Consider the following 24,546-nt stretch of genomic DNA (forward strand, 5'->3'; position numbering starts at 1 on the left):
TTTTGCTCGCTCTCTTGCCAGGTGGTCAGTAGATTCGGCCCGAACACTCGAACAATGGCCATGGACATGGCCGGATCCTCGTGCCGACTTGTGGGAGACATTGATGGAGCGACCTGCCTGGGCCCCGCAGGGCATCGATCTTTCGGTGCCGAGCGTGTCGCGGATCTACGACTACTACTTGGGCGGTTCGCACAATTTCGAGGTCGACCGCGAGGCCGCCCGCAAAGCCATGGAGTTCATGCCGGGACTTCCCAAGGTGATGCAGGCGAACCGGGCGTTCATGCGCCGTGCGGTCAGGTTCGCCGTGGAGCAGGGAATCACGCAGTTCCTCGACATCGGCTCCGGCATCCCCACCTTCGGGAACGTCCACGAGGTCGCCCAGTCCGTCGACCCGGACTGCCGGGTGGTCTACGTCGACCACGATCCGGTCGCCGTCGCCCACAGCAAGGCCGTGCTCGAAGGCAACGACCTGACCGCCGTGGCCGCCGCCGACCTGCGCAAGCCCCAGGAGATCCTGGACAGCCCCGAGGTAGCGGCCCTGCTCGACCTCGGCCGTCCGGTGGCGCTGCTGCTGGTGGCCGTACTCCACTTCATCGAGGACGCCGACGACCCGTACACGGCGGTGGCGGCCCTGCGGGACGCCCTCGCGCCGGGCAGCCTGCTGATCCTCACGCACGCGTCGTACGAGGGGATCCCGGTCCCGCAGGAGCAGGCGGGGGGCGCGGTGGGTGTCTACCGCACCATCCGCAACCCGCTGGTGATGCGCTCGCACGAGGAGGTCGCCCGGTTCTTCGACGGGTACGAGCTCGTGGAGCCCGGCCTGGTCGCCATGCCGGAGTGGCGGCCCGACACCCCGGTCGACCAGGAGGACCCGTATGCCTTCTCGGGCTGCGTGGGAGTGGGACTCAGGGCGTGAACGTGCCGAGGCAGAAGACGGCGTCGCCGGCCGACCAGGACAGCCCCGAGGACAGAGTCGGCCGCTTCGCGACCATCTGGAGCCGGGCCATCTTCCCTTCCACCGCGACCTCGCTGACCAGGCCCGAGTTCGAGCAGCACCTGCTGCCGCTCGCACGCGACCTCTGCGACGCGCTGCACGCCTGGCCGTTCGACCCTTCGCCGGCCCAGCGGATCGGCGCCGATCTGGTGGCCGCCCACTGCACCGACCCCGACGCCCTCGCCCGGACCCTCGGCGTGGTCGACTCGTATCTGGTGCTCTACTGCGGCGAGCGGACGACAGGCCCTGACCTGACGAGCGAGGAGATCCGCAACCGCTGCGCCCGCCTGCAGCACGCGATGGCCGCCGGCTTCGCCCAGGCGCTGCGCGAGCGCACGCTCGCCGAACAGGAGGCCATCGCCCGCTCGGCGCTCTCCGCGCGCAGCGCCGCCGAGGAGGCGCTGCACGTCACCGAGACGCGCTTCCGCGCGGTGTTCGAGGACGCGGCGGTCGGTATCGGCATCGCCGACCTGGACGGCAACATCCTGGAGATCAATGCCGCCCTGCTGCGGATGTTCGGCGGGGTCGACCACCACGTGCGCAGCCGCAAGGTGAACGAGTGGGTGCACCCGGACGACGCCCCGCAGGTCTGGCGGATGCACGCGGAGCTGGTGCGGGGCGAGCGCGAGCACTACCGGGTCGAGAAGCCCTACTACCGCAACGACGGCACCGTTCTCTGGACCAACCTCACGGTGTCGCTGCTGCGGGACCCGGAGGGCAGGCCGCAGTACCAGCTGGCGCTCATCGAGGACACCACGGAGCGGCGGCTGCTCAACCTGCGGCTGCGGTACGAGGCGACGCACGACGCGCTGACCGGGCTGCCCAACCGCACGCTCTTCTTCGAGCGGCTCGAAAAGGCGGTCTCCGCACCCGAAGGGATGCGCTTCGGCCTCTGCTATCTGGACCTCGACGGCTTCAAGGCGATCAACGACAGCCTCGGACACTCCGCGGGCGACCGGATGCTCGTCGAGGTCGCCGACCGGCTGCAGAGCTGTGCCACGGCGGCGGGCGAGATGGTGGCCCGGCTCGGCGGCGACGAATTCGTCGCGCTCACCACGGGGTACGAGTCCGCCGACGAGGTCGAGGAGCTGGCCGTACGCATCCTGTCCGTGCTGGCGAACCCCATCCGGATCGACGGCCGGGAGCTGACCGTCCGCGGGAGCATCGGGGTGGTCGAGGGGCTGTCCGGGACGCAGAGCGCGGCCGAGGTGCTGCGCAGCGCCGACATCACGATGTACCGGGCGAAGGCCGCGGGCGGCAACCGCTTCCAGCTCGCCGATGCCGAGGCGGACGCCCGGGCCATCACCCGGCACGGGCTCACCACCGCGCTGCCGGCGGCTCTGGAGCGCGGAGAGTTCTTCATCGAGTACCAGCCGCTGGTGCACCTCGGCGACGGCACCGTGCACGGCGCCGAGGCGCTGGTGCGCTGGTCCCACCCGCAGCACGGGATACTCGGGCCCGACCGGTTCATCTCGCTCGCCGAGCACACCGGACTGATCGTGCCGCTCGGCCGCTGGGTGCTGGAGGAGTCCGTACGGCAGGCGCGTGGCTGGCAGCAGCTGCACCCCGCGCACAGCGACGGCGGACCGCTGCGGATCAACGTGAACCTCTCGCCCACCCAGCTCTACCACCCGGGACTCGTCGCCGACACGGTGGCGGTCCTGGAGCGCACCGGCCTCGACCCCGGCGCGCTCTGCCTGGAGGTCACCGAGTCGGCACTGATCGGCGCCGACGACGATCTGCTGAAGCCGTTGCGTCAACTGGCCGACATGGGCGTGGACATCGCCCTCGACGACTTCGGCACCGGCTACTCCAACCTCGCCAATCTGCGCAGGCTGCCGGTGAGTGTGCTGAAGCTGGACCGGTCGTTCACACAGTCGATGCAGCAGCACCCGGCCGATCCGGTCGATCTCAAGATCGTCGAGGGGATCGTCGCGCTGGCGCACAGCCTGCAGCTCGCGGTCACCGTCGAGGGTGTGGAGACGGGCGCACAGGCCGACCAGCTGAAGGAGCTTGGCTGCGACACGGCGCAGGGCTGGTACTACGCGAGGCCGGGTGCCCCCGACCGGATTCACACGCTGTCGCTGGCCGACGCGGTGTGACTCGCCAGCAGGACCTCCTGGAGCACTCGCGCGGCCCGTGGCGGCGCCACATCGCTGCGGTGCGCCAGCGCGATGGTGCGGCGCAGTCCGGGCCGGGCGAGCGGGGTGACCCGCAGCCCGTGCCCGGCCCGCGCCGCGATCATGCCCGGCACCACCGCGATCCCCAGCCCCGCCCGTACGAAGCCGAGGACGGCGTCCATCTCGCCGCCCTCGACCGTGAAGTACGGTTCGAACCCCTTGGCCCGGCAGGCCGAAAGCGTGAGGTCCCGCAGGTCGTAGCCGTGCCGGAACATCACCATCGGCTCGCCCTCCAGATCGGCGATCCGCAGGGGTGAGCGGGGCGCCACGGCCGCGGGCGACGAGACGGCCACCAGGTCCTCCTGCAGCAGCTCGACGGTGGTGAGCGCGGGGGACGGGGTGGGCAGCGGCAGGACGACCAGCGCGAGGTCGAGCGCGCCGCGTGCCAGCTCCCGTACGAGGTCGTGCGAGCCGCCCTCCTCGATCATCAGCTGGATGCCGGGGTGCTGGTCGTGGAAGGTGCGCAGGACGTCGGGGAGCAGGCCGGTGCAGAGGCTCGGGGTGGCACCCAGCCGCACCCGGCCGCGCCGCAGCTGGGCCAGTTCCTGCACCTCGTGCCGGGCCGTCTCGGCGTCGGCGAGGATCCGGCGGGCGAGCGGCAGCAGCGTCTCACCGGCGTCCGTGAGGGCGATGTTCCCCCGGGCCCTGCTGAACAGCTCGGCACCCAGCTCCTTCTCCAGCGCCCTGATCTGCTGGGAGAGCGAGGGCTGGGCGACGTGCAGCTCCTCCGCGGCGCGGGTGAAGTGACGGGTCTCTGCGACGGCGACGAAGTAGCCGAGCTGCTGGAGCTGCATGGAGCCACGGTAACCGAACACGATAGGCAACGGCTATGGAGATGAGCCGGGTCATGTCTTGGACCTCTGGCCACCCGGGGCCGTAACGTCCTCTGACATGGCACTGGCAACGAAGACGGACCGACGGCCGTCCATGGCGCGCTCGGTCTGGGGATCGACCGTGGGCAAGAAGACGATCATGGCCGTGAGCGGTCTGGTCATGCTGCTGTACCTGGTCGTCCACATGTTCGGCAACCTCAAGATCTTCTTCGGCTCCGGCCAGTTCAACAGCTACGCCCACTGGCTGCGCACCATCGGCGAGCCCTTCCTGCACTACGAGTGGGCGCTGTGGATCATCCGCGTCGCACTCGTCGCCGCTGTGGTGCTGCACGCGGTCTGTGCCTACCAGCTCAGCCGCCGCGACCTGCGCGCCCGGCCGGTCGCCTACGCGCACAAGCGCCCGCGCGCCAGCTACGCCACCCGCACCATGCGCTGGGGCGGCATCATCCTCGCGCTGTTCATCGTCTGGCACCTGCTGGACTTCACCACCCTCACCGTGAACACCAACGCCCAGCCCGGGCACCCGTACGAGAACGTCGTGGCGACGTTCCACACCTGGTACGGCGACGTCATCTACATCGTCGCGATGCTCGCGCTCGGCCTGCACATCAGGCACGGCTTCTGGAGCGCGGCCCAGACCCTCGGCGCCGGGAAAGCCACCCGCGACCGGGTACTCAAGGGCATTGCCAACATCCTCGCGCTGGTGCTGACGGTGGGCTTCATCTCGGTACCCGTCGCCGTCATGACCGGAGTCGTGAGCTGACATGACCGATTACACGCAGTACACGACCGGCGCGCCGGCCGCCGACACGAAGGCCCCCCAGGGGCCCGTGGGTGAACGCTGGGACACCCGTCGCTTCGAGGCGAAGCTCGTCAACCCGGCCAACCGCCGCAAGCACACCGTCATCGTCGTCGGCACCGGCCTCGCGGGCGGCTCCGCGGGCGCCACCCTGGCCGAACAGGGCTACCACGTCGTGCAGTTCTGCTACCAGGACTCGCCGCGCCGCGCCCACTCCATCGCCGCGCAGGGCGGGATCAACGCCGCCAAGAACTACCGCAACGACGGCGACTCCGTGCACCGGCTCTTCTACGACACCGTCAAGGGCGGCGACTTCAGGTCCCGCGAGTCCAACGTCCACCGGCTCGCCCAGATCTCGGTCGAGATCATCGACCAGTGCGTCGCCCAGGGCGTGCCCTTCGCCCGTGAGTACGGCGGGCTCCTCGACACGCGGTCCTTCGGCGGGGTCCAGGTCTCCCGGACCTTCTACGCCCGCGGTCAGACCGGACAGCAACTGCTTCTCGGTGCCTATCAGGCGCTCTCCCGCCAGATCGCGGCGGGCAGCGTCGAGATGCACGCGCGCACCGAGATGCTCGATCTGATCGTCGTCGACGGCAAGGCCCGCGGGATCGTCGCCCGCGACCTGATCACCGGGAAGATCTCCACCCACTTCGCGGACGCCGTGGTGCTGGCCAGCGGCGGCTACGGCAACGTCTTCTACCTCTCGACGAACGCCATGAACTCCAACGCCACCGCGGCCTGGCGCGCCCACCGCCGCGGTGCCTGGTTCGCCAACCCCTGCTTCACCCAGATCCATCCCACCTGCATCCCGCGCACCGGCGAGCACCAGTCGAAGCTCACCCTGATGAGCGAGTCGCTGCGCAACGACGGCCGGATCTGGGTACCGAAGGCGAAGGGCGACGCCCGCCCCGCCAACGAGATCCCCGAGGACGAGCGCGACTACTACCTGGAGCGCACCTACCCGTCGTTCGGGAACCTCGTCCCGCGCGACATCGCCTCACGCGCCGCGAAGAACGTCTGCGACGAGGGGCGGGGTGTCGGCCCGGGCGGCCAGGGCGTCTACCTGGACTTCGCCGACGCGATCACCCGCATGGGCCGCCGTGCCGTGGAGGAGAAGTACGGCAACCTCTTCGACATGTACGCGCGGATCACCGCGGAGAACCCTTACGAGACACCCATGCGCATCTACCCGGCCGTGCACTACACGATGGGCGGGCTCTGGGTCGACTACGACCTCCAGACCACCATTCCCGGCCTGTTCGCGATCGGTGAGGCCAACTTCTCCGACCACGGAGCCAACAGGCTCGGCGCATCCGCCCTGATGCAGGGCCTCGCCGACGGCTACTTCGTCCTGCCGTCGACCATCAACGACTACCTCGCCCGCAACCCGCACCACGAGGAGATCGGCGCCGACCACCCGGTGGTCGCCGAGGCCGTCGCCGAGACCGAGGACCGGCTCAACCTGCTGCTCGCGGTCGACGGCGACCGGACGCCCGACTCCTTCCACCGGGAGATCGGCGAGCTGATGTGGGAACTCTGCGGCATGGCCCGCACGGCGGACGGCCTGCGCAAGGCACTCGACCGGCTGCCGCAGATCCGCGAGGAGTTCTGGCGCCGCATCAAGGTGCCCGGATCCGGCGAGGAGTTCAACCAGTCGCTGGAGCGGGCCAACCGCGTCGTGGACTACCTGGAGCTCGCCGAGCTCATGTGCCTCGACGCCCTGCACCGCGCGGAATCCTGCGGCGGCCACTTCCGCCAGGAGTCGCAGACCCCGGACGGGGAGGCGGCGCGCCGCGACGAGGAGTTCTCGTACGCCGCCGCCTGGGAGTTCACCGCCACCGGCGACGCCCCCGTCCTGCACAAGGAAGACCTGGTCTTCGAGTACGTCCACCCCACTCAGCGGAGCTACGCATGAAGCTCACCCTGCGCGTCTGGCGCCAGCAGAACACAGCCGCCGCCGGCGCCATGACGACCTACGAAGTCGACGACATCTCACCGGACATGTCGTTCCTTGAGATGCTCGACACCCTCAACGAGGAACTCACACTCAAGGGCGACCAGCCCGTGGCCTTCGACCACGACTGCCGCGAGGGCATCTGCGGCGCGTGCAGCCTGGTCATCAACGGCGACGCCCACGGCCCGGAGCGCACCACCACCTGCCAGCTCCACATGCGCTCCTTCAAGGACGGCGACACCATCGACGTCGAACCCTGGCGTGCCGCGGCCTTCCCGGTCGTCAAGGATCTCGTCGTGGACCGGTCGGCCTTCGACCGCATCATCCAGTCCGGCGGCTATGTCAGCGTCCCGACCGGTGCGGCGCCCGAGGCGCATGCCACGCCGGTACCGAAGCCGGACGCCGACTACGCCTTCGAGCACGCCGAGTGCATCGGCTGCGGTGCCTGTGTGGCTGCCTGCCCCAACGGCTCGGCGATGCTGTTCACTTCCGCGAAGATCAACCATCTCAATGTGCTGCCCCAGGGAGCCCCCGAGCGCGAGACGCGGGTGCTCGACATGGTCGCGCAGATGGACGACGAGGGGTTCGGCGGCTGCACCCTCGCCGGGGAGTGCGCCACCGCCTGTCCCAAGGGCATCCCGCTGCCGTCCATCACGGCGATGAACAAGGAGTGGCTGCGGGCCACCCGCAAGGTCGGCCGCTGACCCGGCCGCGGTCCCGGGCGTGACCGGTCCCGGCAGCTCCGGTCACGCACCCCGCAGGGCGCGTGCCAGATAGGGCGCGGTCCGGCTGCCGGGCGCGGCAGCCACTTCGGCCGGCGGGCCCGCGGCGACGATCCGTCCGCCGTCGCCGCCCCCGCCGGGCCCGAGGTCGATCACCCAGTCGGCCCCGGCCACCACCGCCATGTCGTGCTCGACCACCACCACCGTGTGGCCCGCGTCGACCAGACCGTGCAACTGCCGCATCAGCACCTCCACATCGGCCGGGTGCAGCCCGGTGGTCGGCTCGTCCAGGACGTACAGGGTGTGCGCTCCGCGGGCACGCTGGAGCTCGCTCGCCAGCTTGATGCGCTGCGCCTCGCCCCCCGACAGCTCGGTCGCCGGCTGCCCGAGGCGCAGATAGCCCAGCCCCACGTCGAGCAGGGTCCGCAGACTGCGGGCGGCGGCGGGGGACTCGGCGAAGAACCGGGCGGCCGATTCCACCGTCAGGTCGAGCACCTCGGCGATGGAGAGCCCCCGGTGCCTGATCTCCAGGGTCTCCGGGTTGTAGCGCGCCCCGTGGCAGTCCGGGCAGGGCGTGTACGTACTGGGCAGGAAGAGCAGCTCGACGGAGACGAACCCCTCGCCCTGGCACGTCTCGCACCGCCCGCCCGGCACATTGAAGGAGAACCGGCCCGCCCGGTAGCCGCGGGCCTTCGCCTCGTCGGTGGCGCTGAACAGCTTGCGTACGGTGTCGAAGAGACCGGTGTACGTGGCGAGGTTGGACCGGGGCGTACGGCCGATCGGCTTCTGGTCGACCGCCACCAGCCGCCGCACACCGGGCAGTTCCTCGGTGATCTCGCCGACCAGGGTGGACTTTCCCGAGCCCGAGACACCGGTCACCGCGGTGAGCACGCCGAGCGGGATCCCGGCCCGCAGGCCATCGAGATTGTGCCGGGTCACCGGGCCGATCTCCAGCACTCCGGAGGGCTCCCGCAGTGTGCGTGCGGGGGCCGGCGACGCGTCGAAGAGATAGCGCCGGGTCACCGAATCCGCGACGTCCGCCAGGAGCCCGGGCGGCCCGCTGTGCAGCACCCGGCCGCCGTGCTCGCCCGCGTCGGGCCCCACATCGACCAGCCAGTCCGCACGCCGTACGACATCGAGCTGGTGCTCGACCACGAAGACCGAGTTGCCCGTCTCCCTGAGCCGGTCCAGCACCACCAGCAGCGCCTCGGTGTCCGCGGGGTGCAGCCCCGCCGACGGCTCGTCCAGGACGTACACGACGCCGAAGAGGCCCGACCGCAACTGCGTGGCGAGCCGGAGCCGTTGCAGTTCGCCCGAGGAAAGGCTCGGGGTGGTGCGGTCCAGGCTCAGGTAGCCGAGACCCAGTTCGGTGATGACCGCGATGCGCGCCAGCAGGTCGGCGGTGAGCACCTTCGCGGTCTCACCGCCCTCCGCGCCGGCCAGCACCCCGGCGAGACCGGACAGCGGCAGTGCGGCGAGCCCGGCGATCGTACGGCCCGCGAAGGTGACCGCGAGCGACTCGGGCCGCAGCCGGCGGCCCCCGCACACCGGGCACGGGGTGCTCGTCAGGAAGCGCTCGGCCCTGGCGCGCAGCGACTGGCTCCTGGAGTCCGCGAAGGTGTGCAGCACATACCGCTGGGCGCTCATGTAGGTGCCCTGGTACGGGCGGTGGATCCGCCCCGCGTCCCGCACCGGGTGCACGGTCACCACCGGCTGCTCGTCGGTGAAGAGGATCCAGTCGCGGTCCTGCTGCGCCAGCTCGCGCCAGGGCCGGTCCACGTCGTACCCGAGCGCGTCGAGCACATCACGGAGGTTCTTGCCCTGCCACGCCCCGGGCCAGGCCGCGATGGCGCCCTCCCGGACGGAGAGCGAGGGGTCGGGCACCAGCAGCGCCTCGCTGGTCCGGTGCACCCGCCCCAGGCCGTGGCACTCCGGGCAGGCGCCGGCCGCGGTGTTCGGCGAGAAGGCGTCGGAGTCGAGCCGCTCGGCCCCCGCCGGGTAGTCACCCGCACGGGAGAAGAGCATCCGCAGCGAGTTCGAGAGCGTGGTGACCGTCCCGACGGAGGACCGGGAGGTGGGCGCCGACCTGCGCTGTTCGAGTGAGACCGCGGGCGGCAGACCGCTGATCGACCCGACCTTCGGAGCGCCGACCTGGTGGATGAGCCGGCGGGCGTACGGCGCGACCGACTCGAAGTAGCGCCGCTGGGCCTCCGCGTAGACGGTCCCGAAGGCCAGCGAGGACTTGCCCGAGCCCGAGACCCCCGTGAACACCACCAGGGCGTCACGGGGAATGTCCACGTCGACACCGCGCAGATTGTGTTCGCGGGCGCCACGGACACGGACATACGGGTCATGGGGGCTTTGCATACCGGAATTCTAGGGGGTGACCTCAGACCGTCCCTGTCTGTCGCGGCAGACGAGCGCGGCGGCTCACGACGGCTGCCGCCAGCTCACCGATCAGCCGCTCCGTCTCCTCCCAGCCGACGCAGGCGTCGGTGACGCTCCGGCCGTACGTCAGGGTGCCGAGCGGGCCCGGCTCCTGGCGGCCCTCCAGGAGGAAACTCTCCAGCATCAGCCCGGCGATGCCCTGTTCGCCCGCCGCCACCCGGCCGGCGATCTCCCGTACGACCTCCGCCTGGCGCACCGGGTCCTTGCCGCTGTTGGCGTGGCTGGCGTCGACGACCAGGCGCTGGGGCATATCCGCCTTCGCCAGCAGCGCGAGCGCGTCACCGACCTCCTGCGGGCCGTAGTTCGGGCCGCCGCGGCCGCCACGCAGGATGACATGGCAGTCGGGGTTGCCGGACGTCGAGACGACCGAGCCGTGGCCTTCGCCGTCGATCCCGAAGAACACATGGCTGCCCGCGGCTGTCCGGCAGCCGTCGACCGCGGGCTGGACGTCGCCGTCCGTGGCGTTCTTGAATCCGACCGGCATCGAAACCCCGGAGGCGAGCTGGCGGTGCACCTGGCTCTCCGGCGTCCGCGCGCCGATCGCACCCCAGCTGACCGCGTCCGCGATGTACTGCGGGCTGGTCGGCTCCAGGAATTCGCAGCCGACCGGGAGCCCGGTGCCGAGTACGTCGAGCAGCACCCCGCGGGCGGTGCGCAGTCCCCGCTCCACCTCGTGCGTGCCGTCCAGACCGGGGTCGTTGATGAGCCCCTTCCAGCCGAGCGTCGTGCGCGGCTTCTCGAAGTAGACGCGCATCACGACGCAGAGCTCGCCGCTCAGCGGTGCCGCGGCCGCGGCGAGGCGCCGGGCGTACTCCAGCGCCGCTTCCGGATCGTGGACGGAACAGGGGCCGACGACGAGGAGGAGTCTGTCGTCCTCCCCGGCGAGCACGGACCGTACCGCTCGCCTGCTGTCGCGGACCAGTGCCACACGCTCACTGTCCAGGGGGAGTTCGCTCCGCAGGACCGACGGCGCGACGAGGCGCCGGAAGCCGGTGACCCGCAGGTCTCCGGTGCCGGGCGTGGTCGGGGTGGTGGTGTTCATGGGGCATCCCGTATCTGCTGCGGCGGGAGGCCGTGAGTGCGTGGTGCACGCTGCCCGGTACCAGCCCGCCTGTACGACGAAAGGCAGAGACGGTGCGTCTCTGCCTTGCTGGCTCCGGGTGATCGGTCGGTCAGCGCAGGTGACCTCCGGCTCCACCCGGAGCCGGCTCATAGCGCTGATACCAACGGATCACTGACATGGGGAAACCGTAGCAGAGCCCGGGCGGCGCGCGGAATGATTACCTCCGCTTGATAGGCAACCGAATGGTTGCCTATACTGTGCGGGTGAGCATGGATGAGGCATTCAGGGCGCTGGCCGATCCGAACCGGAGACGGCTCCTGGACCGGCTCAACGCCCGGAACGGTCAGAGCCTGCGGGAGCTGAGCGAAGGCCTCGGGGTGAGCCGGCAGGCGGTGAGCAAGCACCTCGCGGTGCTGGCCGGGGCTCATCTGGTGACAGCCGTCAGGCACGGCAGGCAGAAACTGCACTACCTCAATCCCGTGCCGATCCAGGAGATAGCCGACCGCTGGATCGGCCGGTACGAACGGGGGCGGCTGGCCACGCTCTCCCAGCTGAAGCAGACCTTGGAAGGACCAGCCATGGACAAGCCCGGATTCGTCTACGTCACCTACATCCAGACGACCCCCGAAAAGCTCTACCAGGCCCTGACCGACTGGGAGTTCATCAAGCAGTACATGGACGGGTGGGGGCCCCGTTCGGACTGGGTCTCCGGGTCGCCCGTCGAGTGGAAGATGGGACCTGACGGGGATTTCGAGGACCTCGACCAGCGGGTCATCGAGGCCGAGCCCGGCAAGCGGCTCTCGTACACCTGGCACACGCTGCAGTCCATGCACCGGGCGCTGTTCGGCGAGGTGTCGGACGAGGAGTCCGAGGCGGCGCGGCAGGAGCGCTCGAAGGTCACCTTCGACATCGAGCCCGCCGAAGTTCCCTCCGCCGGCGTGAAGCTGACCATCACGCACGACGGCTTCGACAGTCCCGACAGCAAGATGCTGGAGGGCGTCAGCGACGGCTGGGTCATGATCCTCTCGGGGCTGAAGACCCTCCTGGAGGGCGGCAGGACGGTCGCCGCGCGGTAACGCGCCGGGAGGCGGGCCGGACGGTTCAGCCGGTGATCCGTGCCAGCCGCCGGTAGGAGTCGAGCAGCGCCGTGCGGTCGTACGTGCTGGTCGTGACCAGGAACTCGTCCGCGCCGCTGCGACTCAGCACCTTCTCCAGGCCCTCCGCCACCTCGTCCTCGGTGCCGTGCAGCTGGCCTCGGTGCGCCTCTTCGAAGAGGGTCCGCTCCCGTCCGGTCATCCGCAGCCCGGCGATCCGCTCGGCGGGCGCGAGCGGCGGGAAGGTGCCGTGGGTGCGCGAGTAGGCCGTGGACCAGGCCTCGGGCAGCAGGATCCGGCGGGCCTCCTCGGTGGTGGGCGCCACCGCGACGGTGCCCGAGAGTACGACGTACGGCCGCTCGCCCCAGGCCGATGGGCGGAACGCGGCGCGGTATCCGTCCACGGCGCGCAGCATCTCGTCCTCGCCCTTCACCGCGCCGATCACCAGCGGCAGCCCGGCCGCGGCAGCCGTCCGGGCTCCGGCGCCCGTCGCCAGGACGAAGGCGGGCGGCCGCAGCCCCTCGGCCGGGTGGGCGTGGACCTGGGGGTGTGCGGTCTGGTCGCCGGAGAAGTAGCCCAGGAGCTCCGCCACCTGGGCGGCGAAGTCCTCCGCGTCCTGCCTGCCATGTCCCAGGGCCCGGCGGATGCCGTCGGTGAACCCGACCGACCGCCCCAGTCCCATGTCGATCCGGCCGGGGAAGAGCGCTTCGAGCACCCCGAACTGCTCGGCCACGACGAGTGGCCGGTGGTTGGGCAGCATCACGCCGCCGGTGCCCACCCGGATCACGGAGGTGGCCGCCGCGACGGCCGCGGCGAGCACGGTGGGCGCGGAGCCCGCGACGCCCGGCACGCTGTGGTGCTCCGAGACCCAGAACCGGTGGTAGCCGAGAGCCTCGGCCTGCTGGGCGAAGCGCACGGTGTCGCGCAGGGCCGCGGGGCCGTCGCTTCCCTCACGGGTGCGGGAGCGGTCCAGTACGGAGAAGGGGGTCGAGGAGATCGCAGAGCTCACGACGGTGTCAACGTCCGGGTCGGTCGGGCATTCCCCGGGGTGTTCCCGGAGGCGGGGGAGCGGGCCTGGTCACCCCTCGTCCTCCAGCCGGAAGCCGACCTTCAGGCCGACCTGGTAGTGCTCGGGCTGTCCGTCCACGATCTGTCCGCGCACCTGGGTGACCTCGAACCAGTCGAGTCCCCGGATCGTCGTGGCCGCGCGGGCCAGGCCGTTGCGGATGGCCTGGTCGACGCCCTCGTGCGAGGTGCCGACGATCTCGGTCACCCGGTAGGTGTGGTCCGACATGACCTGCTCCTTTCGTCGCCTCCCTCCACGGTGCCGTACGGAGGCGTACTCCGCGCGGCGCCGGTCGCCACCCCCGCGGCCGGGCAGCGGGTACCCGCGGGCTTGACCTGGGGGATTGGTCTGTACCAAAATCCAGCCAACCCGTTCAAGCCGTCTGCGCTTCCCCCACGTCGGGTCATGAACTGCCGTGTCCTTACGACAGAGGTGACCTCCGTGAAGAACCGCCCCGGACCGCGCTGTACCGCTCTGCTCGCCGCCACCGCACTCGCCGCGACCACGCTCACCGGCTGTGGGTACCTGCCTGGCACGGGCGACAGCGCCACCACCGTCACGGTGTGGCTGATGAAGGACAGCGCGTCCGACGGGTTCGTCCAGCGCTTCACCCGGCAGTTCGAGAGCGAGCACAAGAACATCAGGCTCGACGTGCGGATCCAGGAGTGGGGCGGAATCGGCGCCAAGGTCACAGGGGCGCTCCGGTCGGGCGACGGCCCCGACCTGATCGAGGTCGGCAACACCCAGGTGGCCATGTACGCGCAGAGCGGCGGGCTGCGCGACCTCACCCTCGAATCGGTCCGTGACCTCGGGAGCAAGGACTGGCTGCCCGGTCTCGCCGATCCCGGGAGCATCAACGGCGCGCAGTACGGCATCCCCTGGTACGCGGCCAACCGGGTCGTCATCTACAACAAGGACCTGTTCAGGGACGCCGGGATCACCGAGCCGCCGCGGACCCGCGCGCAGTGGATCACGGACACCGAGAAGCTGAACGGGGGCGGCCGGCAGGGGATCTACCTGGCCGGACAGGACTGGTACACCCTCTCCGGTTTCATCTGGGACGAGGGCGGCGAACTCGCCGAGGAGGCGGGCGGCAACTACACCGGTGCCCTCGACAGCCCGGCGGCCATCAGGGGCATGGACTTCTACAAGGAGCTCCAGGGGCTCGGCCGGGGTCCGAAGAACTCGGACGAGGCCCATCCGCAGCAGGCCGACGTGTTCGCGGGCGGGGATGTCGCACAGATCGTCGCCGTGCCCGGCACGGCACAGACCATCCTGAAGAGCAATCCGCAGCTCAAGGGCAGGCTCGGCTTCTTCCCGATCCCCGGCAGGACAGCGGCCAGACCGTCGGCGGTGTTCACCGGCGGCTCCGACCTGATCATCCCCGACAAGGCCCGCCACGGTGACGCGGCCGTCACGGTGGTCGAGGCCCTGGCCGGACGCAAGTGGCAGACCGAGCTGGCCAGGACCATGAGCTACGTCCCCAACAAGACCACGCTCGCAGGCGTGGTGAAGGGCGAGGAGGGCACTGCCGCGATGGCCGCGGGCGCGGCGCGCGGGCGGGCCACCCCGAACTCGCCGCGCTGGGCGGCGGTCGAGGCGGACAACCCGATCAAGCCCTATATGACCGACGTGCTCACCGGGGAGGACGCCGCTACGGCGGCCAGGAAGGCGTCGAAGCTCCTCACGGACGAGCTGGTGGACCGCTGAGCGACAGCGCGAACCGTCCGTCGGGATCGGTCCACCAGTGGTGCAGCGACAGTCCTGCCGCGTCCAGTTCGGTGCGGACCCGCTCCTGGCGGAACTTGGCCGACACCTCCGTCCGGATCTCCTCGCCCGCCGCGAAGGGCACCACCAGTTGCAGCTCGGGGATCTTGACGGTGAAGGCTCTGCGTGCCCGCAGCCGCATCTCGATCCACTCGTTCTCGCGGTCCCACACCGCTACATGGTCGAAGTCGGCCGGGTCGAAGTCCGCCCCCAGCTCCCGGGCGATGACGCTCAGCACGTTCTTGTTGAACGCCGCTGTGACACCGGTGGCGTCGTCGTAGGCGGGGACCAGAACACTCTCGTCCTTCACCAGGTCGGTGCCCAGCAGCAGATGGTCGCCCGGCTGGAGCAGGTCGCGTACGGACCTGAGGAACCCGGCGCGCTCGGGGGGCAGCAGATTCCCGATGGTGCCGCCCAGGAAGACGACGAGCCGGGGGCCTGGCGAGGCCGGCAGCGCCAGCTCGCGGGTGAAGTCCGCGATCAGCGCGTGCACGGCGAGCTGCGGCCGCTCGGCGAGCAGGGCGTCCGCCGCCGCGGTGAGCGCGGTCCCGCTCACGTCCACCGGGATGTAACTGATCAGCCCGGGCAGCGCGTCGAGCAGATGCCGGGTCTTCTCCGACGACCCCGAACCCAGCTCGATCAGGGTGCGTGCGCGGGTGGCCTCCGCGATGTCGTCCGCGCGGGCGACCAGGATCTCCCGCTCCGCGCGGGTCGGGTAGTACTCGGGCAGCGCGGTGATCTCCTCGAAGAGCTCACTGCCCCGCGCGTCGTAGAACCACTTGGGCGGAAGCGTCTTGGGTGTACGGGTCAGCCCCTGGCGCACGTCCGCGCGCAGTGCGGCGTCCGTCGCGTTCTCGGGCAGGGTGCGGGTCAGCTGGAAGGGACTCACGCCGTGGGCTCCTTGAGTGGGGTCAGCTGGACATCGGTGCGGGTCGCCACCAGCAGGGTGCGGTCCGGGACTTCCCGCCAGCCGGGGCTGTCGTCGTACGGCTCCGACGCGACGACCGTGCGGCCGTCCGTACCGGGCCCGGTGAGGTACCAGAGGGAGTCGCCCCAGGTGGTGGCGGCGATGGCGGCCCCGTCGGTCAGCAGCAGGTTGAGCCGCGAACCGGGCGCGGCCGCCGCGAAGTCGGTGACGGTGTCGGCCAGCGCCTGGCCGAGCGGGTCGCCCTCCCGCAGCCGGTGCAGGACGAGCGCCCACACCAGGGCGGAGTCGCAGCGCGCGGCCATCCCGAGCAGTTCGACCGCCGGAAGAGTGGCGGCGAGCGGCGCCGCGCTCACCGGCCAGTCCCTGACCGCGCCGTTGTGGCTGAACAGCCAGGGACCGTCCGCGAACGGCGCGGCGGCGGCTTCGCCGTCGGCGCCCGCCCCGGTCGCGTCACGGACCGCCGCAAGGGCTGCCCCGCTCCGTACCACCCGGGCGAGATCGGCGAAGGAGAGGTCGGCCCAGACCGGCCCCGCGCGGCGGTAGCGTGCCGGCACCGGGTCGTCATCGGCGTACCAGCCGACGCCGAACCCGTCGGCGTTGACCGTCCCGTTGCGCTGCCTGCGCGGCTCCCAGGACTGGCGGACCAGCGAGTGGCGGGGCCGCACCAGCACATCGCCGAGCGGTTCAGCCGGTCCGATGAAGGCAATATGGCGGCACATCAGGCATCCCTCGCAGTCCGGAAACCGGCGAAGATCTGGCGCCGCACCGGGAGGTCCCAGTTACGGAAGGTCGCCCGGCAGGCCACCTCGCCGACGGAGAACGCACCGCCGCGCAGCACCTTGTGGTCCGGGCCGAAGAACACTTCCGAGTACTCGCGGTAGGGGAAGGCTGCGAAGCCGGGATAGGGGAGGAAGTCGCTGGACGTCCACTCCCACACATCACCGATCAGCTGCCGCACACCGAGAGGTGATTCGCCCTCCGGATAGCTGCCCGCCGGGGCGGGGCCGAGGTGGCGCTGGCCCAGGTTCGCCCGTTCGGGCGTGGGGTCCGCGTCGCCCCACGGGTAGCGGTGCGTACGGCCGGTCGCGGGGTCGTGGCGCGCGGCCTTCTCCCACTCGGCCTCGGACGGCAGCCGCCGTCCCGCCCAGCGGGCATAGGCGTCCGCCTCGTACCAGCTCACATGGAGCACCGGTTCGCCGGGCGCCACGGGCTCCACGGCGCCGAAGCGGCGCCGCAGCCACTGGCCGCCCTCGCGGCGCCAGAACAGCGGCGCACTCAGCTCGTGCCCGCGGACCAGGTCCCACCCCTGCTCCGCCCACCACCGCTCGTCGCGGTAGCCGCCGTCCTCGACGAACCGCAGGAAGGCGCCGTTGGTGACCGGGGTGGTGTCGATGTGGAAGGCCGGTACGAGCCGCTGGTGGGCGGGCCGTTCGTTGTCGAGCGCCCAAGGCTCGTCCGACGTGCCCATGGTGAACGGGCCGCCGGGGACGAGGATCTCGTCCGGGAGGCCGGCGCTGTCGGTGCGCGGGGGAGCGGGGGCGGTGAGCGCGACGGGGCCGCTGCGCAGCTGGTGGGTGATGAGCATGGTCTCGTCGTGCTGCTGCTCGTGCTGGGCGATCATCCCGAAGGCGAAACCCGCGTCGACCAGCGGCCGCCCGTGCAGCGGGGTGCTCTCCAGTACGTCGACGACCCGGCCGCGTACCTCCGACGCGTAGCGGCGTGCCTCGGCGGGCGGCAGCAGCGGCAGTGACGGGCGGGTGGCCCGCGGGTGCTCGAAGGCGTCGTAGACCGAGTCGATCTCGGGGCGCATCGCCTCGCGGCCCGCGACCGCCCGCAGGAGCCACTGCTCCTCCTGGTTGGAGATGTGCGCCAGGTCCCAGACGAGCGGGGACATCAAGGGTGAGTGCTGTGCGGTGAGTTCGCTGTCCTCGACGCAGTCCGTCAGAGCGCTGGTGCGCTCGCGCGCCGCGGTGAGGGCATCGAGTGCGCTGCGTCGCACGGCAGTGGGGTCGGCGGTCATGAGTGGTGCTCCTTCCCGGGGCCGGGATCCAGCAGGTCGTCGGCGGGACATCGGCCTCGTGCGACATAGCGGGCATCGAAAGCGGCGACTGCTTCCTGCACGGCGGCGGACGCGCCGAGCCGGGGGAGTGCCTCCTGCGCGGCGGCGAAGCAGACCGCAGCGGCGGCGCGCAGCTCGGGATCGGCGAGGCCGGAACGTGCGGCGGTCTCCCAGAGCGGATTGCGGGGCGCGCGGGCCCCGCCCGCGGTCTCCGCCAGGGGCTTGACGGCGCGGTACACGGTCTCCGCGGCAGCCGGATCGTCGAAGAGCGCCATGGTCACCGCGAGCGGCACCATCCAGCCGTCCTCACCGGCCTGCGCGTCGATCATGCGCAGTTCGAGATGGCCGCGCGGCCGCACCGGAGGGAAGAGCGTGGTCAGGTGGTAGTCGAGGTCCTCGCGGTCCGGCGGCCGGGGCAGGCCGGTCCGCAGCCACTGGCGGAACGTCAGGTCATCCGGGACGGGCCAGGGACCCTCGTCGGCCCGGATGCACATCACCGGGGCGTCCAGGACATGAGCGGCCCAGGCGTCCCGGGGCTCGGGGCCGTCCTCCGGCGCCAGCGAGCGCACCGGGTCGAGGTCGGCCCACTGGGACTGCCGGGTGGAGACCCAGCCGGTGGTGCGGCGCTGGCGGTGCGGGGAGTTGGCGAAGGCGGCCACCAGCACCGCGCCCAGCAGATGCGCCAGCTTCCAGCGCCGGCCGTATCCCAGCGGACCCGGCTCGTCGTGGCCCGCGTCCAGGCAGACCTGGATGGAGGCCGAGCCGCACATCATGGAGCGGCCCGCACTCCCGTGCCGGTCCAGGTACAGCTCCATCGCGTCGTACCGCGGTTCGCGCAGCAGCCTGCGCGGCGGGTGCCAGGGGTCCTGGCCGAGGCCGGTGAGTACCAGCCCCTCGCCGCGCAGCGCACCGCGCACCGCGCTCAGGTCCGCGGACATGGTCCCGACGCACTCGGACAGCGATGTGGCGGGCAGCGAGCTGAGCTCCAGCTGCCCGCCGGGCTCGAAGGTGAGCACCGAGACGAGCGGCAGCGCACGCACTGCGGTCTGCGCCCGCCCGATCCGGTCCTCGGACACCGGCGAGTCGGGGCGCTCCAGGTCGTGCACGAGCCATTCGAGCTCGACACCGACCGTACGGGGCGGTCCTGTCTTGAAGCAGATACATCGGAGCAGGCGCTCCGCGTCCACCTCGGTCAGCAGCGGCATGGTCATGATCGGCTCCTCGGGGCGAAGATACCTTCCGCCGTTGTCCGGTGCCTTCCGGAAAACGTTCCGTCCCACCTAAGCCACTGCCGGCGGTCCGCACAAGAGCGCCCCGCGCGGCCGGAAACGCCGTTGGCCGGGAGTCTGCGGTGCCTCCACGGCCGCGCCGCAGCCCGCCGGGGTCCGCTCGGCCACCCGGGGCCCCTGCCACGCTGTCGCGGGGTCAGCGCCAGCCGTACCGTTCCCTGAGCCGCTCCACGACGGCGTCGAACCGCGGCCGGTCGAGCGCGCAGGCCTCGCGCCGCATCCCGTCCTCGTGCACCCGCAGCACCCGGTCCAGGTCCACCCAGGACTCGCGCCCCTCGCGGTCCCACGGCCCGGCCCCGATCGCCAGCCACTCCCGGTCCCGGTCGTGCGGCTTGCTGGAGAGGCGTACGGCGAGCAGTGTGCCCGCCTCCTCCCTCGCCACCACCAGGACCGGCCGGTCCTTGCCGCGCCCGTCGTTCTCCTCGTAGGGCACCCAGGTCCAGACGATTTCGCCGGGGTCGGGAGCCCCGTCGTGAGCGGGGGCGTACGAGGTCCTGACGGGACCGATGCCGCGGGGTTCGGTCTCCGTCGTCGCGCTGGGGCCCGAGCTGCCGGGAAGTGCTCCGTGGTCACTCTGATACGTCGTCATCCGGGTCACGTTAGAACCTGGACGGAGCACCCCGCAGGGCGGGACCCCGCAAGCCCCGTCACTCTCTGCCCATGATCACTACGCGTACATCCGGTACATCCCGAAGATCCCGTACAGCCCGTTCGGTGGCCGGTCTTGTCTGTCTCCTGGCGGCGGTGCTCCCCGCGACCGCCGCGACCGCCGCCGCGTCCGGCCCGCCCGGCGCGCCGGACAGCGGGGACCTCCAGCGCACCTCTTCGGCCTGGCTTCCCTACTGGGACGAGGAGACCGGCTACCAGGACGCGCTGAGCCACGCGGGCCAGCTGCACACCGTCAGCCCCTTCTGGTACAAGGCCGCCGCCGCGGACCGCATCGAGGGGCACCCCGGCGCGGGCGACACCCGCATCATCGAAGGACTGCACCGGGCCGGTATCCGCGTCGTGCCCACCGTCATGGACATGGACACGATGAAGCCGGGCGATCTGGCGCACATCCTCACCACCCCCGCGCTGCGCACCGCGCACACCGAGGCCCTGGTCCGGCTCGCGCAGAGCCACGGATACGACGGCGTCGACCTCGACTACGAGACCATCGCGACCACCGCCACACCCGACTACCCGAAGGTGCGGGCGGCCTACGCGGCCTTCGTCACCGGTCTCTGCGCGAAGCTGCACGCCGTGGCCAAGCAGTGCGTCGTCACCGTTTCGCCCCAGACCGCCACCACGGGCCGGATCTGGGACTACGCCGCGATCGGCCGGGCCGCCGACCGGATGCGGATCATGGCGTACGACCTGCACTGGTCGGGCGGCCCGCCCGGTCCCCTCTCCACCACGGCCTGGTACGACGAGATCCTGCGCCGGGCCACCGCGCTCGTACCGGCGGCCAGGATCGAGATGGCCCTGCCCGGCTACGGCTGGGACTGGCCGGCCGACGGCAGCCGCTCGGCGCGGCACGTGACCTGGAAGCAGGCGGAGGCGCTGCGCCGCAGGGTGGGCGCGCCCTATGCGCTCGACCGGGCTTCGGGCAGCCCGCACTTCACGTACCGCGACGGGGACGAGCCCCGGGCCGTCTGGTACCAGGACGCGCGGGGTGCCTCCGCGCAGCTGGCCGCCCTGCGCAAGTACGGGGTGCGCGGCACCTCCCTCTGGGCGCTCGGTTTCGAGGACCCGGGCCTCTGGAAAGTGCTGGCACGGCGGTGACCGGGAGACGCTGAAGGGCAGGCGTTGACAGGGAGAGGGGGCGGGCAGAGACTCGGGCGGTAACTCGTCATGAACGATTGTTCACCTGGCGAACGTCCGGGTGGCAGGGGAGAGGTGCGATGCGTATCCGCGACGTCCACATCGTCGACGCAGTCCGTACGCCGGTCGGGAAATTCGCGGGGGCCCTCTCCGGGGTCCGCCCCGACGACCTGGCGGCGCACGTCGTCAGGTCGCTCGTGGCGCGCACTCCCGGCCTCGACCCGTCCCGTATCGACGACGTGTACTTCGGGGACGCCAACGGCGCGGGCGAGGACAACCGCGATGTGGCCAGGATGGCGGTGCTGCTGGCCGGTCTTCCGGTCTCGGTCCCCGGTGTCACCGTCAACCGGCTCTGCGGCTCGGGGCTCGAAGCGGTCATCCAGGCGGCGCGCGCCATCGCGGTGGGCGACGCGTCGGTGGCCGTGGCGGGCGGCGTCGAATCGATGTCGCGCGCGCCCTGGGTCCTGCAGAAACCCGAACGCGCCTTCCCGGCCGGCCACCAGCAGCTGCACTCCACCACGCTCGGCTGGCGGATGACCAATCCCCGGATGCCGGACGAGTGGACCGTGCCGCTCGGCGAGGGCGCCGAACTCATCGCCGACAAGCACGGCATCAGCCGGGAGCAGCAGGACGCCTTCGCCCTGGCCAGCCACGCGAAGGCCGCCGCGGCCTGGGACGCGGGCCACTACGACGGGGAGGTCGTGCCGTACGAAGGAACCGACCTCGTACGGGACGAGTGCATCCGTGCCGGATCGAGCATGGAGGCGCTCGCCCGCCTCAAGCCCGTCTTCCGTGAGGGCGGCACCGTCACCGCGGGCAACGCCTCGCCGCTCAACGACGGCGCCTCGGCCCTGCTGCTGGTCGATGACGAGGGGCTGCGGGCCACCGGGCGGGAACCGCTCGCCCGCATCCGGGCATCCGCGGTGACCGGTGTCGAGCCGCAGCTCTTCGGACTCGGCCCCGTCGAAGCCGTCCGGCGGGCCCTCGCCAAGGCGGGCAAGGGGTTCGCCGACCTCACCACCTTCGAGCTGAACGAGGCGTTCGCAGCCCAGTCGCTCGGCTGCCTCGCCGAATGGCCGGATCTCGACCCGGCCGTCGTGAACCCGCGCGGCGGCGCCATCGCGATCGGCCATCCGCTCGGTGCGTCGGGCGCACGCCTGGCGGGATCCGTCGCCCACCAGCTGGCCGCGGCCGGCTCGGGCACCGGTCTGGCGGCCCTCTGCATCGGCGTCGGCCAGGGGCTCGCGCTCGTACTCGAACGCTGACCCGCGGGGCAGAGAAAGATCCGGCCGGGTTCCGGCGGGCAGGCAGTGCCTCCCGGCGGACCCCGGCCGGATGGGGACGGAGGCCTCAGGCCTCCTTCTCGTTCTCCACGGACTTGCGGACCTCGTCCATGTCCAGCGCGCGGGCCTGTCCGATCACGTCCTCCAGGGCGGCCTCCGGCAGAGCGCCCGGCTGCGAGAAGACCGCGACATTGTCCCGCACGATCATCAGGGTGGGGATGGAGCGGATCTCGAAGGCAGCCGCCAGCTCCTGCTGGGCCTCCGTGTCGACCTTCGCGAAGACGAGATCCTCGTGCCGCTCGGACGCGCCCTCGTAGACCGGGGCGAACTGACGGCACGGCCCGCACCAGGAAGCCCAGAAATCGATGAGGACGAAGTCGTTGTCGGTCACGACGTCGTCGAAGTTTTCCTTGGTGAGCTCGACCGTGCTCATGCTGTGCCCGCCTCTCCTGGCTGACCGGTGTTTTCGCCCGCGTCAACCGTGGTGTTCGCTGTCCTATTCCGACTGCCCATGTGGCCGCACGGCACACCCCGTACCAGACTGGCCACCATGACCGATGGCATGGAGAACACGGCGTACGACGTAGTGGTGATCGGAGCGGGTCCGGTCGGCGAGAACGTGGCTGACCGCGCCCGTGCGGGAGGCCTGAGCGCGGCGGTGGTCGAGAGCGAACTGGTCGGCGGCGAGTGTTCGTACTGGGCGTGCATGCCGAGCAAGGCGCTGCTGCGCCCGGTGACGGCGCGCGCCGACGCCCGCAGGGTGCCCGGGCTGCGCGGGGCCGTCCAGGGCCCCCTCGACGCGGCGGAGGTGTTCGCCCACCGTGACGAGTACACCTCGCACTGGAAGGACGACGGCCAGGTCAGCTGGCTGGAGGACATCGGAGTCGACCTCTACCGCGGCCAGGGGCGGCTCACCGGCACCAGGACGGTCGTCGTCACCGGTCCCGCCGGCGAGCAGCGGCAGCTGACCGCGCGGCACGCGGTCGCCGTGTGCACGGGCACCCGCGCGGTCGTACCCGAGGTACCCGGACTGGCCGGGGCCCGCCCCTGGACCAGCCGCGAGGCGACCAGTGCGCGGGAGGTCCCGGGGCGGCTGGTGGTCGTTGGCGGGGGAGTGGTGGCCGCCGAGATGGCCACTGTCTGGCAGGCGCTCGGCTCCCGCGTGACGATGCTGGTGCGCGGCGGCGGACTGCTGCCGCGGATGGAGCCCTTCGCGGGTGAGCTGGTCGCATCGGCGCTCAAGGAGGCGGGGGCCGACCTCCGCTTCCACACCTCCGCGGCCTCGGTCGAGCGGGGCGGGGGACCGGTGACCGTGGTGCTGGAGGACGGCGAGCGGATCGAGGCGGACGAGATCCTCGTCGCCACCGGCCGCGCCCCGCGCACCGACGACATCGGCCTGGAAGCGGTGGGGCTGACCGCGGGCTCCTGGCTCACCGTGGACGACAGCTGCCGGGTCGAGGGCAGCGACTGGCTCTACGCCGTGGGCGATGTCAACCACCGCGCGCTCCTGACCCATCAGGGCAAGTACCAGGCCCGTATCGCGGGCGCCGCGATCACCGCACGGGCCCAGGGGGTCCCGCTCCTGGAGACCGACCGGTGGGGCGCCCACGCCGCGACCGCCGACCACGCCGCCGTCTCCCAGGTGGTCTTCACGGACCCGGAGGCGGCGTCGGCAGGTCTCACCCTCGCCGAGGCGGAGAGCGCCGGGTACCGGGTCAGGGCGGTGGACTACGACATGGCGGGCGTCGCGGGCGCGGGGCTCTACGCCGACGGCTACCGGGGCCGGGCCCGTATGGTCGTCGATCTCGACCGCGAGGTCCTGGTGGGCGCCACGTTCGTGGGCCCGGGGGTGAGCGAGCTGATCCACTCGGCCTCGGTCGCGGTCGCGGGGGAGGTCCCCGTCGAGCGGCTCTGGCACGCGGTCCCGGCGTATCCGACCATCAGCGAGGTGTGGCTGCGGCTGCTGGAGACCTACCGGGGTTAAGTACAAACGGCGGAGATCACACCGCATCGTGTGGATCGAGACATGATCGAACGTCTCTGCGACGGGTGTAACCGGTGCCTCGTCGGGGTCCGGCGCCTGACATCAGGTCGCCGCCCCACAGGCCCGGGTACTGCCCGGTGACGTCCTTGATCTGTTGCGGGTCCTGCCCAGGAGCCGAAGCGGGTCCCTTGTCGTGCTGCCCGGAAACGATGCTGGTTCCGGGGACGGAGCGCGGACAGTTCACCGCATCCTGTTCGGGGGGCGCGGGGGAGAACCG

21 protein-coding genes are annotated in these 24,546 nt (G+C 71.4%); 10 read left to right on the plus strand and 11 right to left on the minus strand.

What is annotated here, in order from left to right; genetic code table 11:
• The first annotated feature begins 103 nt into the window (after positions 1 to 103).
• Both OG917_RS29555 and OG917_RS29560 read left to right on the plus strand, forming a co-directional pair.
• Positions 104 to 916 carry an SAM-dependent methyltransferase gene (locus OG917_RS29555; RefSeq protein ID WP_328321362.1) on the plus strand — a complete coding sequence of 271 codons (813 nt, stop codon included), beginning with the start codon at positions 104 to 106 and terminating at the stop codon, positions 914 to 916.
• Positions 913 to 3,096, plus strand: coding sequence for a putative bifunctional diguanylate cyclase/phosphodiesterase (locus OG917_RS29560; RefSeq protein WP_328321364.1), 2,184 nt, complete (start codon positions 913 to 915; stop codon positions 3,094 to 3,096). The genes OG917_RS29555 and OG917_RS29560 overlap by 4 nt, the downstream gene beginning before the upstream one ends.
• Here the strand turns inward: OG917_RS29560 and OG917_RS29565 are convergent.
• Positions 3,066 to 3,968: a LysR family transcriptional regulator gene (locus OG917_RS29565; protein WP_328321366.1), complete on the minus strand. Its 903-nt coding sequence runs from the start codon at positions 3,966 to 3,968 to the stop codon at positions 3,066 to 3,068. The two genes, OG917_RS29560 and OG917_RS29565, sit on opposite strands and share 31 nt — an antisense overlap.
• A 97-nt stretch (positions 3,969 to 4,065) precedes the next feature.
• Here OG917_RS29565 and OG917_RS29570 point away from each other — a divergent pair, with 97 nt between their 5' ends.
• Genes OG917_RS29570 through OG917_RS29580 form a run of 3 tightly spaced genes read left to right on the plus strand, consistent with a single transcriptional unit; the run spans position 4,066 to position 7,464 of the window.
• A complete protein-coding gene (locus OG917_RS29570; RefSeq protein ID WP_328321368.1) occupies positions 4,066 to 4,770 on the plus strand; it encodes a succinate dehydrogenase cytochrome b subunit in 705 nt (234 codons plus the stop codon).
• Between the two features lies 1 nt (position 4,771).
• Positions 4,772 to 6,721 (plus strand): fumarate reductase/succinate dehydrogenase flavoprotein subunit, encoded by a 1,950-nt coding sequence (locus OG917_RS29575; RefSeq protein WP_328321370.1) that lies wholly within the window; start codon positions 4,772 to 4,774, stop codon positions 6,719 to 6,721.
• A complete protein-coding gene (locus tag OG917_RS29580; protein ID WP_328321372.1) occupies positions 6,718 to 7,464 on the plus strand; it encodes a succinate dehydrogenase/fumarate reductase iron-sulfur subunit in 747 nt (248 codons plus the stop codon). The genes OG917_RS29575 and OG917_RS29580 overlap by 4 nt, the downstream gene beginning before the upstream one ends.
• A gap of 42 nt (positions 7,465 to 7,506) precedes the next feature.
• Here OG917_RS29580 and OG917_RS29585 read toward each other — a convergent pair whose 3' ends face one another.
• Together OG917_RS29585 and OG917_RS29590 are read right to left on the minus strand one after the other, a co-directional pair.
• Positions 7,507 to 9,849 carry an excinuclease ABC subunit UvrA gene (locus OG917_RS29585; RefSeq protein WP_328321374.1) on the minus strand — a complete coding sequence of 781 codons (2,343 nt, stop codon included), beginning with the start codon at positions 9,847 to 9,849 and terminating at the stop codon, positions 7,507 to 7,509.
• 22 nt (positions 9,850 to 9,871) lie between these two features.
• On the minus strand, positions 9,872 to 10,972 hold the full coding sequence (locus tag OG917_RS29590; protein WP_328321376.1) for a 3-deoxy-7-phosphoheptulonate synthase: 1,101 nt from the start codon (positions 10,970 to 10,972) through the stop codon (positions 9,872 to 9,874).
• A 290-nt stretch (positions 10,973 to 11,262) separates the two neighbouring features.
• On the opposite strand from OG917_RS29590, the gene OG917_RS29595 reads away from it, so the two are divergent.
• The gene (locus OG917_RS29595; RefSeq protein WP_328322280.1) at positions 11,263 to 12,069 is read left to right on the plus strand and encodes an ArsR/SmtB family transcription factor; all 807 of its coding nucleotides are present in this window, start codon (positions 11,263 to 11,265) and stop codon (positions 12,067 to 12,069) included.
• 25 nt (positions 12,070 to 12,094) lie between these two features.
• Here the strand turns inward: OG917_RS29595 and OG917_RS29600 are convergent, their stop codons facing one another.
• Both OG917_RS29600 and OG917_RS29605 read right to left on the minus strand, forming a co-directional pair.
• Positions 12,095 to 13,096 carry an MsnO8 family LLM class oxidoreductase gene (locus tag OG917_RS29600; protein WP_328321378.1) on the minus strand — a complete coding sequence of 334 codons (1,002 nt, stop codon included), beginning with the start codon at positions 13,094 to 13,096 and terminating at the stop codon, positions 12,095 to 12,097.
• 69 nt (positions 13,097 to 13,165) lie between these two features.
• Complete coding sequence (locus OG917_RS29605) at positions 13,166 to 13,381, minus strand: dodecin (protein WP_328321380.1); 216 nt, start codon at positions 13,379 to 13,381, stop codon at positions 13,166 to 13,168.
• A 213-nt stretch (positions 13,382 to 13,594) separates the two neighbouring features.
• On the opposite strand from OG917_RS29605, the gene OG917_RS29610 reads away from it, so the two are divergent.
• A complete protein-coding gene (locus OG917_RS29610) occupies positions 13,595 to 14,863 on the plus strand; it encodes an extracellular solute-binding protein (protein ID WP_443059038.1) in 1,269 nt (422 codons plus the stop codon).
• On the opposite strand, the gene egtD is transcribed toward OG917_RS29610, so the two are convergent.
• From egtD to OG917_RS29635, 5 genes are all read right to left on the minus strand, one after another.
• Positions 14,838 to 15,809: an L-histidine N(alpha)-methyltransferase gene (gene egtD / locus OG917_RS29615; protein WP_328321384.1), complete on the minus strand. Its 972-nt coding sequence runs from the start codon at positions 15,807 to 15,809 to the stop codon at positions 14,838 to 14,840. The genes OG917_RS29610 and egtD overlap by 26 nt on opposite strands.
• Positions 15,806 to 16,567, minus strand: coding sequence for an ergothioneine biosynthesis protein EgtC (gene egtC, locus OG917_RS29620; RefSeq protein WP_328321386.1), 762 nt, complete (start codon positions 16,565 to 16,567; stop codon positions 15,806 to 15,808). Before egtC ends, egtD begins: the two co-directional genes overlap by 4 nt.
• Positions 16,567 to 17,868, minus strand: a complete 1,302-nt coding sequence (gene egtB, locus OG917_RS29625; RefSeq protein WP_328321388.1) for an ergothioneine biosynthesis protein EgtB — start codon at positions 17,866 to 17,868, stop codon at positions 16,567 to 16,569. Before egtB ends, egtC begins: the two co-directional genes overlap by 1 nt.
• Positions 17,865 to 19,118: an ergothioneine biosynthesis glutamate--cysteine ligase EgtA gene (egtA, locus tag OG917_RS29630; protein WP_328321390.1), complete on the minus strand. Its 1,254-nt coding sequence runs from the start codon at positions 19,116 to 19,118 to the stop codon at positions 17,865 to 17,867. The genes egtB and egtA overlap by 4 nt, the downstream gene beginning before the upstream one ends.
• 214 nt (positions 19,119 to 19,332) lie before the next feature.
• Positions 19,333 to 19,785 (minus strand): type II toxin-antitoxin system PemK/MazF family toxin, encoded by a 453-nt coding sequence (locus OG917_RS29635; RefSeq protein ID WP_328321392.1) that lies wholly within the window; start codon positions 19,783 to 19,785, stop codon positions 19,333 to 19,335.
• Positions 19,786 to 19,910: 125 nt separating this feature from the next.
• Between OG917_RS29635 and OG917_RS29640 the strand changes: the two genes are divergently transcribed.
• Positions 19,911 to 20,963 (plus strand): glycosyl hydrolase family 18 protein, encoded by a 1,053-nt coding sequence (locus OG917_RS29640; protein WP_328321394.1) that lies wholly within the window; start codon positions 19,911 to 19,913, stop codon positions 20,961 to 20,963.
• A 119-nt stretch (positions 20,964 to 21,082) separates the two neighbouring features.
• Complete coding sequence (locus OG917_RS29645; RefSeq protein WP_328321397.1) at positions 21,083 to 22,267, plus strand: thiolase family protein; 1,185 nt, start codon at positions 21,083 to 21,085, stop codon at positions 22,265 to 22,267.
• A gap of 85 nt (positions 22,268 to 22,352) precedes the next feature.
• Here OG917_RS29645 and trxA read toward each other — a convergent pair whose 3' ends face one another.
• Positions 22,353 to 22,718, minus strand: a complete 366-nt coding sequence (gene trxA, locus OG917_RS29650) for a thioredoxin (RefSeq protein WP_328321399.1) — start codon at positions 22,716 to 22,718, stop codon at positions 22,353 to 22,355.
• A 117-nt stretch (positions 22,719 to 22,835) separates the two neighbouring features.
• Between trxA and OG917_RS29655 the strand changes: the two genes are divergently transcribed.
• On the plus strand, positions 22,836 to 24,269 hold the full coding sequence (locus OG917_RS29655; protein ID WP_328321401.1) for a dihydrolipoyl dehydrogenase family protein: 1,434 nt from the start codon (positions 22,836 to 22,838) through the stop codon (positions 24,267 to 24,269).
• Positions 24,270 to 24,546: the final 277 nt, after the last annotated feature.

The organism is Streptomyces sp. NBC_00388 (assembly GCF_036061255.1).
Taxonomy (GTDB): domain Bacteria; phylum Actinomycetota; class Actinomycetes; order Streptomycetales; family Streptomycetaceae; genus Streptomyces.

What these genes read in the sequence shown, in the direction of transcription:
- OG917_RS29555 (WP_328321362.1), top strand. Translation starts at nt 104, where the DNA reads ATGGAGCGACCTGCCTGGGCCCCGCAGGGCATCGATCTTTCGGTGCCG.
- OG917_RS29565 (WP_328321366.1), bottom strand. Translation starts at nt 3,968, where the DNA reads ATGCAGCTCCAGCAGCTCGGCTACTTCGTCGCCGTCGCAGAGACCCGT.
- OG917_RS29570 (WP_328321368.1), top strand. Translation starts at nt 4,066, where the DNA reads ATGGCACTGGCAACGAAGACGGACCGACGGCCGTCCATGGCGCGCTCG.
- OG917_RS29575 (WP_328321370.1), top strand. Translation starts at nt 4,772, where the DNA reads ATGACCGATTACACGCAGTACACGACCGGCGCGCCGGCCGCCGACACG.
- OG917_RS29580 (WP_328321372.1), top strand. Translation starts at nt 6,718, where the DNA reads ATGAAGCTCACCCTGCGCGTCTGGCGCCAGCAGAACACAGCCGCCGCC.
- OG917_RS29585 (WP_328321374.1), bottom strand. Translation starts at nt 9,849, where the DNA reads ATGCAAAGCCCCCATGACCCGTATGTCCGTGTCCGTGGCGCCCGCGAA.
- OG917_RS29590 (WP_328321376.1), bottom strand. Translation starts at nt 10,972, where the DNA reads ATGAACACCACCACCCCGACCACGCCCGGCACCGGAGACCTGCGGGTC.
- OG917_RS29595 (WP_328322280.1), top strand. Translation starts at nt 11,263, where the DNA reads ATGGATGAGGCATTCAGGGCGCTGGCCGATCCGAACCGGAGACGGCTC.
- OG917_RS29605 (WP_328321380.1), bottom strand. Translation starts at nt 13,381, where the DNA reads ATGTCGGACCACACCTACCGGGTGACCGAGATCGTCGGCACCTCGCAC.
- egtC (WP_328321386.1), bottom strand. Translation starts at nt 16,567, where the DNA reads ATGTGCCGCCATATTGCCTTCATCGGACCGGCTGAACCGCTCGGCGAT.
- egtB (WP_328321388.1), bottom strand. Translation starts at nt 17,868, where the DNA reads ATGACCGCCGACCCCACTGCCGTGCGACGCAGCGCACTCGATGCCCTC.
- egtA (WP_328321390.1), bottom strand. Translation starts at nt 19,118, where the DNA reads ATGACCATGCCGCTGCTGACCGAGGTGGACGCGGAGCGCCTGCTCCGA.
- OG917_RS29635 (WP_328321392.1), bottom strand. Translation starts at nt 19,785, where the DNA reads ATGACGACGTATCAGAGTGACCACGGAGCACTTCCCGGCAGCTCGGGC.
- OG917_RS29645 (WP_328321397.1), top strand. Translation starts at nt 21,083, where the DNA reads ATGCGTATCCGCGACGTCCACATCGTCGACGCAGTCCGTACGCCGGTC.
- trxA (WP_328321399.1), bottom strand. Translation starts at nt 22,718, where the DNA reads ATGAGCACGGTCGAGCTCACCAAGGAAAACTTCGACGACGTCGTGACC.
- OG917_RS29655 (WP_328321401.1), top strand. Translation starts at nt 22,836, where the DNA reads ATGACCGATGGCATGGAGAACACGGCGTACGACGTAGTGGTGATCGGA.